Source organism: Sphingobium sp. B7D2B (genome assembly GCF_025961895.1).
Classification (GTDB): Bacteria; Pseudomonadota; Alphaproteobacteria; order Sphingomonadales; family Sphingomonadaceae; genus Sphingobium.
The window spans coordinates 1-14,353 of record NZ_JAOQOM010000001.1 but is presented as its reverse complement, the minus strand read 5'-3'; the positions used below and the strand labels follow the sequence as shown (position 1 = coordinate 14,353).

The following is a 14,353-nucleotide window of genomic DNA, read 5'->3' as shown; positions in this document are numbered from 1 at the left end:
CGTAACCTACGGGCAGAGCGTGTCATTTTGGTAAATTCGTTAAATATCTCAGGCGGCCAGCGCGCCAGACGGGGCGTTGGTGAAATCGGCGAGTGTGAGCAGAAGATGGCTGCGGCCATCATAATCGACGAGGCCCGAAACGAACGGCCGCCAGGCAGGATCGATGCGGCCGCGCAATGGCTGCACGCCGCCCTGCGCCTGGCAGATATCGGTCACGGCATCGATGAGGAAACCGTAGCTGTGCCCGGCAATGTCCGCGACGATCGCCAGCGGTGCGGTCTGTGCATCCGCCGCCGTGCCAAAGATGCGCGATTGCAGATCGATCACGGTGAGCACCCGGCTGCGCAGCGCCGCCAGCCCGCGCACATGCACAGGCGCCAATGGCACGGGTACGATGTCCCCCAGCCGCACCACGGCTTCGATGGCACAGGCACGCACGGTAATCGGGGCGCCCGCGATGGACGCGAACAGGAACAGCGAGTCGGTCATGCGGCCTTCCGTGCGAAGCTGGAGATCGCCGCCATCAGCCCGGCGCGGTCATAGCGGTAGATGGAGGGCGGCGCGTCGGGGTCGGCGGGCAGTTGCGGCTGTTCCCGCAGGGCAAGCACCGGAACGCCCATGGGCGCTGGGGCGTGGCCGCTGCCACATAGTACGACATCGGGCGGCGCGTCGCCTGCGGCGCCCAGAACGACGTCATAGCCGGCCTGAACGAGCAGCGGCGCCAGGATGTTGCGCATCCACGGGTCCTCGACATCGGCGATCATGCAGCGCACGGCCTGCGCGGCGGCGTCAGAGGCCGGGCGGGCCGCGACCTCCTCGAACAGCGTGAACGGATCGACCAGTTCCAGTTGCTGCTCGCCAACCAGCACCAGGCCGGCGATCCGTCCCCGGCCGATCGGCACGTCCAGCCGGGCGGGGATTTCTAGAATGTCCAGCACCTCTTCGATGAGGAAGATGAGCAGATCGCGCCCATCATGCAGGCGCATGGCCTTGAGCACACCGGTCTCATCCGGGCGGACGTTGAGCGCCGGCAGCAGGCGCTCCTCGATTCGCGCGAATGCGCGCCCCTCCGAGCGGCCGATCTGCGCACAGTCCAGTTCCTCGACGCGCTCGACGATGGGCAGGGGCATCAGCCGTTCCACGCCATCCCGGTCGCGATAGAAGAGCACCTGCAAGGTATCGATGGCCTCGGTCGGTTCCTGGCTGTGATGATCCCTGCGCGCCTTGTCGGCATCGACCACGGGCAATTGCGCGATCTGGAAGAGCCCGGTGGCGTCGAGCAGCAGCATTGGCTGGCCGTTGTCGGGGAGCGTCATACCCGCAAAAGCGCCGGCGGATGCGATCACCGGTGAGGCCGGGCGAATGACCAGTTCCTCATTGCTGTCGACGGTTTCGACACCCAGCACATAATTTTGGCCGGCCGAGGAGCGAATGACCATCAAGGTCCGCGGCCCGTTCGCTTCGGCCTGAGGGGCAAGGCCCAGCACGTCCTCAAGCGCCACAACCGGATGACGCTCGCCGCGAATGGTCGCGATGCGTCCGCCGGCGACCTCCTCGATCGAGACCATGTTGCTGTTTTCGTGGATCAGCTCGACGACATTGCCACGCGGCATGGCGAAGGTCTGTCCGCCACACCGGACGATCAGGCCGGGAATGATGGTCAGTGTCAGCGGCACGCGCATGGTGATCACGGTGCCGTCGCCAGGCGCGGTCGTGATGTCGATCACGCCGCCGATCTGCTCGATATTGGCCCGCACGACATCCATGCCGACGCCACGCCCGGAGATGGAGGTGACCTCCCGCGCCGTGCTGAGGCCGGGCAGGAAGATCAGGTTCAGCTTCTCTGCGTCGCTCATCCCGGCTGCCTCGGCAGCGGTGACAAGCCCGGCCGCGACCGCCCGATCGACCAGGACGGCCCGGTCCATGCCGCGCCCGTCGTCGGCCACCTCGATGACGATCTGGTTGCCCGATTGACGGGCGACGATGTTCAGCCGCCCAACGTCCGGCTTGCGGGCGGCGATGCGATCCGTCGGCAGCTCGAGACCGTGATCGAGCGCGTTGCGGACGATGTGGGTGAGCGGGTCGGCGACCATCTCGATCATTTCGCGGTCCATCTCGACATCGCCGCCGTCGAGAGTCACGGTGACCTTCTTGCCCAGTTCGCGGCTGAGGTCGCGCACCATGCGCGGGATGGCCGCATACAGGCGGTCGACCCGCTGCATCCGCGTCTTGCTGATCATGTCGCGCAGGTCCGCGACGTTGGTCGACATCCGCTCGAAGCTGCTCTCCACATCCGGCGCGACGCCATGGTCACGCATCCGGCGCGCCAGATCGTTGCGGGCGAGCACCATGTCGGAGATGCCGTTCATCAGCTGATCGATGAGGGCCAGCGGCAGTCGAATCGTGCGCGGCGCTTTGTCCCGCGGTGGGGCGGTCGGTTGCTGCGGGCTGGGCGTTGGGGGAGCGGATGCTTCTACTGAGTCGGCGCGCGGTGCGGGCGGTTCGCGGGGCGGGGCCGGCATCGCTGCGGCAGGCGCGATCGGGTGAAAGAGCTCGAAGCCGCCGGATCGGAGTGACAGGGCATCCAGCAGCCCGTCATCATCGGCTTCATCCGGGACGGGCTCGCCGCCCAGACCACGCGCCAGCGCGCCGATTCGGTCCATAACCGCCAGCACGGCCGTGACGGTGGCGGGATCGGCCAGCCGTTCGCCGCGCCTGATGGCTGCCAGCACGTCCTCGGCGCCATGCGCCAGCCGCTCGAAACGGGGGAGGTTCAGGAAGCCGCAGCTTCCCTTGACGGTGTGAAAAAACCGGAAAAACGCGTCGAGGCGAGACTTGTCGGTCGGGTCCGCTTCCCACGCGACGACTTCGCCGGAGAGGACCTCCAGCGTTTCAAGAGTTTCCGCAATGAACTCCCCGATGATCTCGTCCATGCCGCCGCCTGTGGTTAACGCGACGACACCTTTGGGGCCAAGTCGTGAAAGCCCGGTTAAGACCTGCCGGCCGGGCTCTCACACCGGCGAGATCAGGCCGGCAGGCGCGCGCCGAACAGCAAGTGGGGCTCGTCGGCGCCGGAGATCATCAGTTCGCCGCCGGCTTCGGTCGCCACCGTGCGGATCATCACGGCTGCGGCCGTGCGGGTGGTCAGATCGCCATGCCCTTCCAGCCCGGCACGAATGGCGGGGTCGAAGGTGATGCGTGCGCCTTCGCCGCGCACCGCAATCTCGGTCGTTCCGCCCTGTTGCTCCGCGCCGATCGCGATCACGCCGCCGCGCGGCAGGGCTTCGCCGGTCAACAGCACCAGATTGAGCAGCAGCTTGGCGGCCGGCTTGGAGAGGCTGTCCCCGGCAATCATCCAGTCGAGCGAGATCTTGCCGCCGGGCGGAAACATGCCTTCCACGGCAGAGCGGATTTCGTGCACGGGAATGGCCTCGCCATATCCGCCCCCGGCACCGAAGGCCAAGCGGAAGAATTTGAGCTTGCCCGCCGTCGTCCGGGCGCTGTCCGCCAGCAGCGTGAGGCATTGCTCGCGCATCCGCGGGTCGGTCTCATCGGCAAGCAGCTCGATGCCGTTGTTCAGCGCGCCGACGGGGCTGAGCAGATCATGGCACAGGCGAGAGCAGAGCAGGCTGGCGAAATCGATGGAGTCGGACGCGGTGGATTTGACCAAGACGGGGATATCCTCTCTTCAGGCGATGGCCGTGCCCTCATGGCGCTGCGGGCGCGCGGGTGCAAGCCGCCCATGCGGCGAACCGACCAGTTCGACGGGATCGAAAACGCCATGGATGCGGCCTGACGCAACAACCTGCCAGGCCAGAAGGCCGCCGCGCTCGCCGACGAGCAGCCAGATCTCGCCCGCTGCCCCCGCCATGGCCGCATCGACCGCCGAGGGGACGGCCTCGCCATGAGGATGGGAATGATAATGGCCGACAATGGCCGGCCCGCCCTGGCGCGCCTCGCGATGCGCCGCGATGAGCACGGCCGGATCGACCTCGAAGCGGTGCTCGGGCTGCTCCGCCACATTGGCGGCGGCGCGAAGTTCGGTGACGGCGATGTCGGTCGTCCCGCCGTCCGCGCCAGCCAGGCGTTGGCCCAGCAGCAGGCCGCAGCATTCCCGCGAGGCGGCGGCCTTCGCCTGCGCGCGGATCGCATCGCGCAGCGGTCTTGATATGTGCACGGCCATCCCCAGATATTAGGACGTGGAAACGGGGGTTACCAGCATTACGGCGCTGATCACGCAGGCCGAGCACGGCATGAGACTGGACCGCGCGCTTGCGAGCGTGCTGCCAGCCCTGTCGCGCGAGCGCGTGAAGGCGTTGATCCTGGCAGGGCAGGTGACCGGGCCGGACGGGCGCCCGGCGGCTGATCCGGCCTATAAGGTGAAGGCCGACATGGCCTTTGCCGTGGAGATCCCGGAGGCGACGCCCGCCGAGGCGCAGCCGCAGGCGATCGATCTGGTGATCGCTCATGAGGATGCACATCTGATCGTGGTGGACAAGCCGGCGGGCATGGTCGTGCATCCCGCCGCCGGCAACCCGGATGGCACGCTGGTCAATGCCTTGCTCCACCATTGCGCCGGGCAGCTTTCCGGCATTGGCGGGGTCGCGCGACCCGGCATCGTCCACCGCATCGACAAGGATACTTCGGGGCTCCTGGTCGTCGCCAAGACCGATCAGGCGCATGAGGGACTGGCCCGCCAGTTCAAGGATCACAGCATCGACCGGCGCTATCTCGCCATCGTGCAGGGGCGGCCTGCGCCGCCTTCGGGCAAAGTCGATCAGTGGATCGGCCGCTCGGACGGGGATCGCAAGAAGATGGCGGTGCAGCGCGAAGGGCGCGGCAAGCACGCCATCACCCATTATCGCACGCTCGAGCGACTGGACCGGGCGGCGCTGATCGAATGCCGGCTGGAGACGGGGCGGACCCATCAGGTGCGCGTGCACATGGCCCATCTCGGCCACCCGCTGCTGGGCGATCCTGTCTATGCCCGCGGCGGCATCCACAAGGCGCTGCTCGCCGAACTTGGCTTTCATCGTCAGGCGCTTCATGCGGCCCGGCTGGGCTTCATCCACCCGGTCACAAGCCAGCCTCTCAGCTTTGAAAGCCCGATTACGGATGACATGCAGCAACTGTTCAGCCATCTTTGCGTATAAGGATGAGCGCGATGCCCCTTCTTGTTTGCGCGCTCCAGAAGGATGAAGTTTCGTGAGTAACGGCAGTAATCTCCCTGCAACGATCCCTGCGCTTGGCGGCGATGCAAGCTTGAACCGCTATCTGTCGGAGATTCGCAAGTTCCCGCTCCTCAAGCCCGAGGAGGAGTATATGCTCGCCAAGCGCTATCAGGAGCATGGCGATCCGGAAGCGGCGGCGCGGCTGGTGACGAGCCATCTGCGACTCGTGGCGAAGATCGCCATGGGCTATCGCGGCTATGGTCTGCCCGTCTCCGAGCTGATCTCCGAGGGCAATATCGGCCTGATGCAGGGCGTGAAGAAGTTCGAGCCGGACCGGGGCTTCCGCCTCGCGACCTATGCGATGTGGTGGATTCGCGCGTCGATCCAGGAATTCATCCTGCGCTCGTGGAGCCTCGTGAAGATCGGCACCACGGCGGCGCAGAAGAAGCTGTTCTTCAACCTGCGGCGGATGAAGAACCAGATCGAAGCCTTCGAGGATGGCGATCTGCGCCCCGAGGATGTGACGAAGATCGCGACCGATCTCGGCGTCTCGGAAGATGACGTCATTTCCATGAACCGCCGCATGGCCATGGGCGGCGACACCTCGCTCAACGTTTCCATGAACGATGACGGCGAAGGGCAGTGGCAGGACTGGCTGGCGGACGAAGGGCCGTTGCAGGACGAGCGGATTGCCGACGCGCAGGAAAGCGACGTGCGGCACGACATGCTGCTCGATGCGATGGATGACCTCAATGACCGCGAACGGCATATCCTGCAGGAGCGGCGCCTCGCGGAGGAGCCCAAGACGCTCGAGGAGCTGAGCCAGGTCTATGGCGTCAGCCGCGAGCGCGTGCGCCAGATCGAAGTTCGGGCGTTCGAGAAACTGCAGCGCGCCATGTTGCGGATCGCCGGCGAAAAGCGCTTGATGACGGTAGCCGGCTGACGAGTCTGCGGATTGCGCTCGTCGCCTAGGCTAAGGGGCAGTCGTAACGGATAGGGGACGCGATGCAGCGCAAGCGTGCCTCTGGCTCGTGGATGGGATTGGCAGGCCGTAGCCCGCGGCAGCAGGTGTGGCGTGTTCTGGCGGTCCTCTTTGTCCTGTTCGTCCTCCCGGTGCTCATCGGCGCGGTGCTGTTCACCAGCGGGGCGCCCCTTGCCGACGCCCGCGCGACGCCAACCCCTCTGCAGGTCGGTGCCGGTCGGGCCGCGATCGAGCAGTTGCAGGCCAGCAGGCAACTGCCGGGCGGTGTCAGCATGCTCACGCTCGCGCCCACCCATCTCGATGGCTTGAGCGCGCTCGCAACTCATGGTTTCCGCCCTGACCGGCTCAACCTCTTTCTCCACGAGGAACGGCTCCATGTCGCCGCGAGCCATGCCCTGCCGCTCGGGCGCTGGCTGAATGTCGGTCTAGTCGTAAGCGGCCCGAGTAACGGATTTCCCGAAGTAGAGGCGCGCATCGGCGCGGTCTCGTTGCCGGCATATCCGACTCGGCTGCTGCTGGAGGGGTTGCGTCAGCTGCTGCGCCTGCGCGGCGCCGTGATTCCGCCGCTCGACACGGTCGTCCAGCGCTTTTCCATTCGCAATGGCGCGGTGATGGCGGCGGTGCAGCTGCCGCCCAAGACCGGCCTGCTCGATCAGTTTACCGGCGGTGACGCGATCGGCGGCACGGAGGTGCTGGATCGCTATTGCGCGTTGGTGGCGCTGCAAGCGCGCGATCCGCAAAGCGACTTCGCCATACAGGTCCGCCGCGCTTTCCCCCCGGGCCAAGCCGCGACGGCGGAAACGAATCGCGCGGGCTTTGTGGCGCTGGCGATGCTGGTGGTCGATCCGCGCGCCGGGCAACTGGCCGGGCTGGAGCCGAGCGCCACGCGCCGCTGTCCGCCCCCCGCGACGGCAATCACGCTCCATGGCCGGGACGACCTCCCCAAGCATTGGGCGCTGTCCGCTGCGCTGGCTGCGCAGACCGGTGTGCAGTTTTCATCCGCAATGGGCGAGTGGAAGGAACTGGCGGACAGCCTGTCTGCCGCGTCGGCGTTCCAGACCGGCACCGCCTCGGGCTTCTCCTTCGTCGATCTGGCGGCGGACCGCTCTGGCTTCCAGATCGCGCAGGCCGCTGGCGATCCGCGCCGGGCGCAGGACGTGGCGCAACGCCTGGCGGCCGCGACGCAGGAACGCCTGCTGCCGCCTGCCCTGCTTCAGAACGAGGAGGGGCTGAGCGATGCTGCCTTCGCCGCGCGCTACGGCAGCGTCCAAGACCCGCGCTACACGAGCATCGTTGCCGAGATCGACCGGACACTGGTGCGGGATGGATTGCTGGCACAACCTGACTGAGCAAGCCCCGGCGCGGCCTCGCAGCGAACGCCCATTTGCCTGTTGCGCAAAAGCGGCTAGGGCGTGGACCATGCTCAATACAGTTCTCGTGATGATCGGCGGCGCCATCGGCGCGGCCCTGCGCTACCAGTTGGGACGCGCGAGCCTGCGCATCATGGGGCCGGGCTATCCCTGGGGCACGCTCGCCGCCAATGTGCTGGGCGGGCTGGCCATGGGCCTCGTCGCGGGCTGGCTGGCCGCGCGCTACCAGGGCCAGCAGGGCGAGCAACTCCGGCTGCTCGTGGCAGTCGGCCTGCTCGGCGGATTCACGACCTTCTCCGCCTTCAGCCTGGAGACGATGCTGATGATCGAGCGCGGCGAAGCGTTGAATGCGCTCGGCTATGTGCTGCTCTCTGTCGCGGCATCCATCGGCGCGCTGGCGCTGGGCCTCACCCTCATGCGGAGTGCCACGGCATGAGCAAGACCGACCTCGCTGGCGTCCGCCAGTTCACCGTGCGTGCCGAGGATGATGGCATCCGCCTCGACCGCTGGTTCAAGCGCCATATGCCGGAAGCCAGTTTCGCCATCGTCTCGCGTTGGGCGCGGACCGGGCAATTGCGGGTCGACGGCGCTCGCGCGACACCGGGCGACCGCATTGCCGAAGGGCAGACCTTGCGCGTGCCTCCGCTCGATGTCGCTGCGGTAAAGGAAGCCGGCAAGGCACCACGCCCGCGCCCCATCCTGACCGAGGATCAGATCAATTTTGCCGAGGGTCTGGTAATCCATCGCGACGCGCAGGCCATCGTCATCAACAAGCCGCCGGGCCTTGCCACGCAGGGCGGCACCAAGACGCACGAGCATGTCGACGGACTGCTCGATGCTTTGATGTTCGAGCGCGACGACCGGCCGCGCCTCGTCCACCGGCTGGACAAGGACACCAGCGGTGCGCTGCTGCTCGCCCGCACCTCGCGCAGCGCGGCGCATTTCGCCAAGAGCTTCTCCTCCCGCACAGCGCGCAAGGTCTATTGGGCTGTCGTGATGGGCGTGCCCTCCGTCTCGGACGGCTTCATCGATCTGCCACTGGCCAAGCAGCCGGGCACCGGCGGCGAGAAGATGCATGTCGATGAGAAGGACGGCCTGCCCGCCCGCACGCGCTACCGGGTGATCGAGCGCGCCGGCAACCGCGCCGCCTGGGTTGAGCTGCAGCCGCACACCGGCCGCACCCATCAGCTGCGCGTCCATATGGCCGAAATCGGCCACCCGATCGTGGGCGACGGCAAATATGGCGGCAAGGAGGCGTTCCTCAGCGGATCGATCAGCCGCAAGATGCACCTGCACGCCCGGCGCATCCGCATCGATCATCCCGATGGCTCCCCGCTCGATGTGAAGGCCGAGCCGCCCTTCCATTTCGCTGAAACGCTGGCGAGCCTGGGCTTTGACGTGAACGAGGGCGATCTGCCGCTGGAGATCGACATCCAGCCGACCGCCTCCGATCGCAAGGCCGCCGACAAGCGTGCGTCGACCGCGCACGCCAAGGACATGCGCAAGGCCCGCCGTGGGGAACGCCGCTCCCGCAGCGCCCCGGACAAGCCCGAGCGCTTCAAGGGCCCGCCGAAGCCGCGCGGCAAGGGGGCCAAGCCGGCGGGGCCGGCCGCGCGCCCGGGTGCCAAGCGGCCTACCGGCGGCGCAGGGTCGCGCAAGCCGGGGCGGGATTAGAGGCAAAAGGCGCAGCGGAATGAGACCGCCTGCTCCCCTCCCCTTCAGAGGAGGGGCTTGCGTAGGCGTCTGAAGGCGAGGTGCTCTCATGGATTTTGCGCTGCAGGCAGGGCCAATGCGCACGTCCGACAGCATCACCCCGCTTGATTTCGCAAGCGCACAATGACAAGGGCCTCTGCCATTGGAAAGGCCCACGCCTTCCATTATATTCTTCATTCGACCGATCGAAAGGTCCGCCATGCGCACTCGCCTTTATCCGCTCAGCGAGCTGGAAGACATTCCCGGCACGACCGTGTTCAATGCCCGCCGTTCGCGCGAGGCTTATCACCTGCACAAATTCTGCATGTCGCTGATGGATGCAGGCAACCGCGCCGAGTTCAAGGACCATGAGCGCGCCTATCTCGACAAGTTCAAGATGAGTGAGGAGCAGAAGCGCGCCGTGCAGGATCGCGATTTCAGCAAGCTCATCGATCTGGGCGGCAACATCTACTTCCTCGTCAAGCTTTCCAATACCGATGGCTGGAGCACGCAGCGCGCGGTGAGCTCGATGACGAACATGACGCCCGACGAATATGCCGCGATGATGCGGTCCGGCGGTCGCTCGCCGACTGGCCAGCGCTCCAAGCGGGAGGGCAACTGACATGGCACGGATCACTGCCGGCATTGCCACCAGCCACGTCCCCGCCATCGGCGCGGCCTTCGACACCGGGCGCTCGACGGACGATTACTGGAAGCCGATCTTCGATGGCTATGAGTGGGTGAAGACCTTCGAGCAGGAAGAAAAGCCCGACGTCGTCATCCTCTGCTACAACGATCATGCCTCCGCGATGATGCTGGACGTGGTGCCGACCTTCGCGCTCGGCATGGCCGAGGAATTCGAGCCGGCCGACGAAGGCTGGGGCAAGCGCGAGGTTCCGGTTGTCGAGGGACATATCGAGCTGGCCGCGCACATGGCCGAGCAACTCGTCATCGACGAGTTCGACATGACCCTGATGAACAATATGGATGTCGACCATGGCTGCACGGTTCCGCTTAGCCTGATGTTCGGCAAGGTCGACAAATGGCCGTGCAAGGTCATTCCGCTTGCGGTGAACGTGACGCAGTTCCCCACGCCCTCGGGCGCGCGCTGCTGGGCGCTGGGCGAGGCGATCCGCTATGCGGTGGAGACCTATCCCGAAGATCTCAACGTGCAGATCTGGGGTACCGGCGGCATGAGCCATCAGTTGCAGGGGCCGCGCGCCGGGCTGATCAATCCCGAGTTCGACAATGCCTTCCTGGACAAGCTCGTCGGCGAGACCGATGAGCTGCGCGCCATCACGCGGCTGGAATATCTGCGCGAGGCGGGCACTGAGGGCATTGAGCTCATCATGTGGCTCATCATGCGCGCCGCGCTCGGCACCGAGGTGGAGGCGTTGCATCGTTTCTATCATGTTCCGGCCTCCAACACCGCCGTCGGCCACATCGTGCTGCGGCCCAAGGAGATCGCGGAAGCGCCTGCGAAGGCGCGCGCCTGAGCGGCTTGGCCCTCTTCGCAGCATCCCAGGAAAGCCCGGCCTTGCGCCGGGCTTTTTCGTTTGTCGGCTCAGCGTGTCGGTTTGTCACATAAAGCTTCCTATATATAAAGAATCCTTTATATGAGGGTTTCGTACGGCGTGCGTTGCGCCGGTTGGAGCTGGAGACTGCCATGACGTCCAAACCCCCTTTCCGCGCCGACCATGTCGGCAGCTTCCTGCGTCCGCAGGCGCTTATCGAGGCCCGGCACGATCATGCCGCCGGCAAGATCGACGCTGCCGCGCTGCGCGCGATCGAGGACAAGGCCATTGCCGATGTCGTGGCGTTCCAGGAGAGCGTCGGCGTCAAGGCGGTGACGGACGGCGAGTTCCGCCGTAAATTCTTCCACACCGACTTCCTGCTGCAGCTCGACGGGATCGAGGAGCAAGGCGGCATGGAAGTGCAGTTTCAGAATGCGATTGGAAAGGACGTGCATTTCGCGCCGCCCAAAATGGTGGTGACCGGCAAGATCGCCCACGCCAAGCCGATCCAGCGCGCGGATTATGAATATCTCGCCAGCGTGGTGAGCGAGACGCCCAAGGTCACCATTCCCTCGCCGACCATGCTGCATTTCCGCGCCGGGCGCGAAGGCATCAGCGAGGCGGTCTATCCCGACATGGCCGATTTCTTCGCGGACGTGGCCTCGGCCTATCAGGAGGAAGTCGCCGATCTCGCCGATGCCGGCTGCCGCTATCTGCAGCTCGACGATACCAATCTGGCCTATCTGTGCGATGACAAGCAGCGCGAAAATGCCCGCAAGCGCGGCCTCGATCCCGATGATCTGCCGCGCCATTATGCCAAGATGATCAACGATGCGCTGGCCACCGCGCCGGATGACATGTTCACGGCGATGCACCTGTGCCGGGGCAACTTCCGCTCCAGCTGGGCCGCCGAGGGTGGCTATGAGCCGGTCGCCGAAATCATGTTCAATGAGGTCGATATCGACTCCTTCCTCCTCGAATATGACGATGCGCGCTCGGGCGACTTCGCGCCGCTGCGCTTCCTGCCCAAGGGCAAGATCGTCGTGCTCGGCCTCATCACCACCAAGCTGGGTGAACTGGAGACCAAGGACGAGGTGAAGCGCCGGATTGACGACGCGACGAAATATGCCTCGCTCGACCAGCTTGCCCTGTCGCCGCAATGCGGCTTCGCCTCGACCGTCCACGGCAATGACATCGCCTTCGACCAGCAGAAGGCGAAGATGGAGCTGGTCGCCGAGGTGGCCCAGGAGGTCTGGGGCTGACGAGGACTAGACGCGCTCCTTCCCACCGCGCCGCGCGGGGGAGGGAGCGTCGCTCCTAAAGCGCCCGATCTGGCGGTAGCACCGCCGGGCCGGGCTCACGCAGATGCGGGTCCGGGTTCATGTGCAGGCGCGGTCCTTCGTCATCCCAGATGAAGCGCAGGTTGCGCACGCGGATCAGATAGCTGAGGCCAATCGCCGCGGAGAGAAAGCCCGCCGCGCCGCCGACGCCCATCGCGGCGCGCGCGCCATAGGTGTCGGCGACCCAGCCGATCAGCGGCGCGCCGAGCGGCAGGCCGCCCAAGGTGATCGCGACATAGATGGCCATCACCCGCCCGCGCATCGCTCGGTCCGTCGCCAACTGGACGAAGCCGTTGGATGAGGTGAGCGAAGTCTGTGCTGCCAGCCCCACGCCGATCAGCACCAGTCCAAACAGGATATAGCTTGGCGAGAGCGCGGCGGCAGTCATGAAGCAGCCGAACAGGAAGGTGCCAATGACCGCGTGATGCATCCGGGGCCGGTCGCGCCGGGCTGTGAGCAAGGCGCCGGTGACCGAGCCGATCGCCATGATGGAGGTCAGCAGGCCATATTCGCTGGCGCCCTCCTGATAGACGGTCGCCGCCATCACGCTGATAAAAATGCCGAAGTTCATGCCCAGCGTGCCGAAGAAGAACAGCATCAGGAACACGGTGCGAATGTCCGGTCGCCCGGCCACATAACGAAAGCCATCGAGCAGCCGGCTCACCCCGCGCGGCTGCGCCGCCGCATGGGCATGCCGTGTCACCCGCACGTTGAGCAGGCCGGTGGTGACGATCAGGTAGGACAGGCCATTGATCACGAACACCCAGCCCGTGCCGACCAGCGCGATGCACAGGCCCGCCAGTGCCGGGCCGATCATGCGGGCGGTCTGGAAGGCCGTGCTGTTCATGGCCACCGCGTTGCCGATGATCTCGTCCCCCACCAGATCGGAGACGAAGCTGTGCCGCGCGGGCGCCTCGAACGCCATGCAGCAGCCCAGCGCGAAGCCGAAGATGTATACGTGCCAGAGCTCCGCCAGCCCGGAAATGATCAGGGCGCCAAGGCTGAGCGCCAACAGGGTCTGGAAGCACTGAATCGTGATGAGCAGCTTGCGCCGGTCGACATGGTCGGCGACCGATCCGGTCACCGCCACAAGCAGCACCTGCGGCAGGAACTGCAGCGCGGTGAGTATGCCGACCGCGCCGGCGCTATGATCGGTTAGTTCGGTGAGCACTAGCCATGTCTGGGCTGTGCCCTGCATCCAGGTGCCGATGTTGGAAAAGAGATTGGTGCTGACCCACAGCCGGAAGTTGCGGTTGGAGAGGGAGCGAAACATGCCATTGCCGCCTGACCTCATGCCGCCTCCTCTATCCTGTTCCGGCACAACGCCCGACGCGGCGTCTGGTCGCATGTCCATGCGGGTGAGCGACGCTGCTTGCCCGCGCAGTGGCCGGCCAGATGGCGCTAGTCCTCTTGTGCGGTCCGGGTCAACCGCACAACCGCCTTTATGGCGCCTGCCGGCCCTTGAACCCCTGCGCGACCACGAACCACTCCACCGACCCTTTGCGGCTGGAAGGCGGCTTGGCGTGCTTGACGGTGCGAAAGGCCGCCTTGAGCTGGCGCAGCAGGCCATCATCCGTTCCGCCGGCAAAAACCTTTGCGACGAAGGCGCCGCCGGGCCGCAGGGTCTGCATCGCGAAGTCGGCGGCCGCTTCGACCAGGCCCATGGTGCGCAGATGGTCCGTCTGCTGGTGGCCGACCGTGTTGGCCGCCATGTCCGACAGGACCAGATCCGGCGCGGCGCCCAGTTCCGCGATCAACTGGCCGGGCGCTTCGTCTGCCATGAAGTCCATCTGGAGCAGCGTCACATCGGGCAGCGGCTCGATGGGCAAGAGGTCGATGCCCACCACCTTCGCTTTGGGCAGCACCTTTCGCACCACCTGCGTCCAGCCGCCAGGCGCCGCGCCCAGATCGACGACATGGCGGACATCCTTGAGCAGGCCGAACTTCTCGTCCAGCTCCAGCAGCTTGTAGGCAGCGCGGCTGCGATAGCCCTCTGCCTTGGCCCGCTTCACATAGGGGTCGTTCAACTGGCGCTGCAGCCAGCGCGTCGATTGGGCCGTGCGCCCGCGTGCCGTGCGCACGCGCGTGCCGACAGATTTGTCACCTCTGGCCATTATCCCAGGTCCCGGCTTGAGGCGCTGTCCGTCAGCGCACGGAGAATCCCTTCGCGAATACCGCGGTCGGCGACGCCCAGCCGGTCTGCCGGCCAGATGTCGAGAATGCTTTCCAAGATGGCGCAGCCCGCCACCACCAGATCGGCGCGCTCGTCGCCGATGCAGGGCTG

General features: G+C 66.1%; 14 protein-coding genes and 1 pseudogene. 8 read left to right on the top strand and 7 right to left on the bottom strand.

Going from position 1 to position 14,353, the window contains the following annotated elements:
* Positions 1 to 48: 48 nt before the first annotated feature.
* From M2341_RS00075 to M2341_RS00060, 4 genes are all read right to left on the bottom strand, one after another.
* On the bottom strand, positions 49 to 489 hold the full coding sequence (locus M2341_RS00075; protein ID WP_264583762.1) for a chemotaxis protein CheW: 441 nt from the start codon (positions 487 to 489) through the stop codon (positions 49 to 51).
* Positions 486 to 2,933 carry a chemotaxis protein CheA gene (locus M2341_RS00070; RefSeq protein WP_264583761.1) on the bottom strand — a complete coding sequence of 816 codons (2,448 nt, stop codon included), beginning with the start codon at positions 2,931 to 2,933 and terminating at the stop codon, positions 486 to 488. Before M2341_RS00070 ends, M2341_RS00075 begins: the two co-directional genes overlap by 4 nt.
* A 92-nt stretch (positions 2,934 to 3,025) precedes the next feature.
* The gene (locus M2341_RS00065) at positions 3,026 to 3,679 is read right to left on the bottom strand and encodes a histidine phosphotransferase family protein (protein ID WP_264574939.1); all 654 of its coding nucleotides are present in this window, start codon (positions 3,677 to 3,679) and stop codon (positions 3,026 to 3,028) included.
* Positions 3,680 to 3,688: 9 nt separating this feature from the next.
* Positions 3,689 to 4,183, bottom strand: a complete 495-nt coding sequence (locus M2341_RS00060) for a M67 family metallopeptidase (protein WP_264583760.1) — start codon at positions 4,181 to 4,183, stop codon at positions 3,689 to 3,691.
* Between the two features lie 70 nt (positions 4,184 to 4,253).
* Here M2341_RS00060 and M2341_RS00055 point away from each other — a divergent pair, with 70 nt between their 5' ends.
* The 8 genes from M2341_RS00055 (at position 4,254) to M2341_RS00020 (ending at position 11,991) form a co-directional block, all read left to right on the top strand.
* The gene (locus tag M2341_RS00055) at positions 4,254 to 5,153 is read left to right on the top strand and encodes an RluA family pseudouridine synthase (RefSeq protein WP_413715152.1); all 900 of its coding nucleotides are present in this window, start codon (positions 4,254 to 4,256) and stop codon (positions 5,151 to 5,153) included.
* A 52-nt stretch (positions 5,154 to 5,205) separates the two neighbouring features.
* Entirely contained in the window at positions 5,206 to 6,114 is a 909-nt protein-coding gene (gene rpoH / locus M2341_RS00050) for an RNA polymerase sigma factor RpoH (protein WP_181561196.1), read from the top strand.
* 62 nt (positions 6,115 to 6,176) lie between these two features.
* Positions 6,177 to 7,502, top strand: a complete 1,326-nt coding sequence (locus M2341_RS00045) for a hypothetical protein (protein WP_264583759.1) — start codon at positions 6,177 to 6,179, stop codon at positions 7,500 to 7,502.
* 70 nt (positions 7,503 to 7,572) lie between these two features.
* Positions 7,573 to 7,959, top strand: coding sequence for a fluoride efflux transporter CrcB (gene crcB, locus M2341_RS00040; protein ID WP_264577641.1), 387 nt, complete (start codon positions 7,573 to 7,575; stop codon positions 7,957 to 7,959).
* Positions 7,956 to 9,197: an RluA family pseudouridine synthase gene (locus M2341_RS00035; RefSeq protein ID WP_264583758.1), complete on the top strand. Its 1,242-nt coding sequence runs from the start codon at positions 7,956 to 7,958 to the stop codon at positions 9,195 to 9,197. Before crcB ends, M2341_RS00035 begins: the two co-directional genes overlap by 4 nt.
* A 238-nt stretch (positions 9,198 to 9,435) precedes the next feature.
* The gene (gene ligA / locus M2341_RS00030) at positions 9,436 to 9,837 is read left to right on the top strand and encodes a protocatechuate 4,5-dioxygenase subunit alpha (RefSeq protein ID WP_264571743.1); all 402 of its coding nucleotides are present in this window, start codon (positions 9,436 to 9,438) and stop codon (positions 9,835 to 9,837) included.
* Between the two features lies 1 nt (position 9,838).
* On the top strand, positions 9,839 to 10,711 hold the full coding sequence (locus tag M2341_RS00025; RefSeq protein WP_181561201.1) for a class III extradiol dioxygenase subunit beta: 873 nt from the start codon (positions 9,839 to 9,841) through the stop codon (positions 10,709 to 10,711).
* A gap of 170 nt (positions 10,712 to 10,881) precedes the next feature.
* The gene (locus M2341_RS00020; protein ID WP_264583757.1) at positions 10,882 to 11,991 is read left to right on the top strand and encodes a 5-methyltetrahydropteroyltriglutamate--homocysteine S-methyltransferase; all 1,110 of its coding nucleotides are present in this window, start codon (positions 10,882 to 10,884) and stop codon (positions 11,989 to 11,991) included.
* A 55-nt stretch (positions 11,992 to 12,046) separates the two neighbouring features.
* On the opposite strand, the gene M2341_RS00015 is transcribed toward M2341_RS00020, so the two are convergent.
* The 3 genes and pseudogenes from M2341_RS00015 to M2341_RS00005 form a co-directional block, all read right to left on the bottom strand.
* A complete protein-coding gene (locus M2341_RS00015) occupies positions 12,047 to 13,342 on the bottom strand; it encodes an MFS transporter (protein WP_264583756.1) in 1,296 nt (431 codons plus the stop codon).
* 169 nt (positions 13,343 to 13,511) lie between these two features.
* Positions 13,512 to 14,183 carry an RlmE family RNA methyltransferase gene (locus M2341_RS00010; RefSeq protein ID WP_264583755.1) on the bottom strand — a complete coding sequence of 224 codons (672 nt, stop codon included), beginning with the start codon at positions 14,181 to 14,183 and terminating at the stop codon, positions 13,512 to 13,514.
* Positions 14,183 to 14,353: pseudogene (locus M2341_RS00005) on the bottom strand (Ppx/GppA family phosphatase); the annotation flags it as partial. The gene M2341_RS00010 and the pseudogene M2341_RS00005, both read right to left, overlap by 1 nt.

Bases quoted from the DNA above. Each gene is read 5' to 3' on its own strand.
- M2341_RS00075 (WP_264583762.1), bottom strand. From the start codon at position 489: ATGACCGACTCGCTGTTCCTGTTCGCGTCCATCGCGGGCGCCCCGATT.
- M2341_RS00070 (WP_264583761.1), bottom strand. From the start codon at position 2,933: ATGGACGAGATCATCGGGGAGTTCATTGCGGAAACTCTTGAAACGCTG.
- M2341_RS00060 (WP_264583760.1), bottom strand. From the start codon at position 4,183: ATGGCCGTGCACATATCAAGACCGCTGCGCGATGCGATCCGCGCGCAG.
- M2341_RS00055 (WP_413715152.1), top strand. From the start codon at position 4,254: ATGAGACTGGACCGCGCGCTTGCGAGCGTGCTGCCAGCCCTGTCGCGC.
- M2341_RS00045 (WP_264583759.1), top strand. From the start codon at position 6,177: ATGCAGCGCAAGCGTGCCTCTGGCTCGTGGATGGGATTGGCAGGCCGT.
- crcB (WP_264577641.1), top strand. From the start codon at position 7,573: ATGCTCAATACAGTTCTCGTGATGATCGGCGGCGCCATCGGCGCGGCC.
- M2341_RS00035 (WP_264583758.1), top strand. From the start codon at position 7,956: ATGAGCAAGACCGACCTCGCTGGCGTCCGCCAGTTCACCGTGCGTGCC.
- ligA (WP_264571743.1), top strand. From the start codon at position 9,436: ATGCGCACTCGCCTTTATCCGCTCAGCGAGCTGGAAGACATTCCCGGC.
- M2341_RS00025 (WP_181561201.1), top strand. From the start codon at position 9,839: ATGGCACGGATCACTGCCGGCATTGCCACCAGCCACGTCCCCGCCATC.
- M2341_RS00020 (WP_264583757.1), top strand. From the start codon at position 10,882: ATGACGTCCAAACCCCCTTTCCGCGCCGACCATGTCGGCAGCTTCCTG.
- M2341_RS00015 (WP_264583756.1), bottom strand. From the start codon at position 13,342: ATGTTTCGCTCCCTCTCCAACCGCAACTTCCGGCTGTGGGTCAGCACC.
- M2341_RS00010 (WP_264583755.1), bottom strand. From the start codon at position 14,183: ATGGCCAGAGGTGACAAATCTGTCGGCACGCGCGTGCGCACGGCACGC.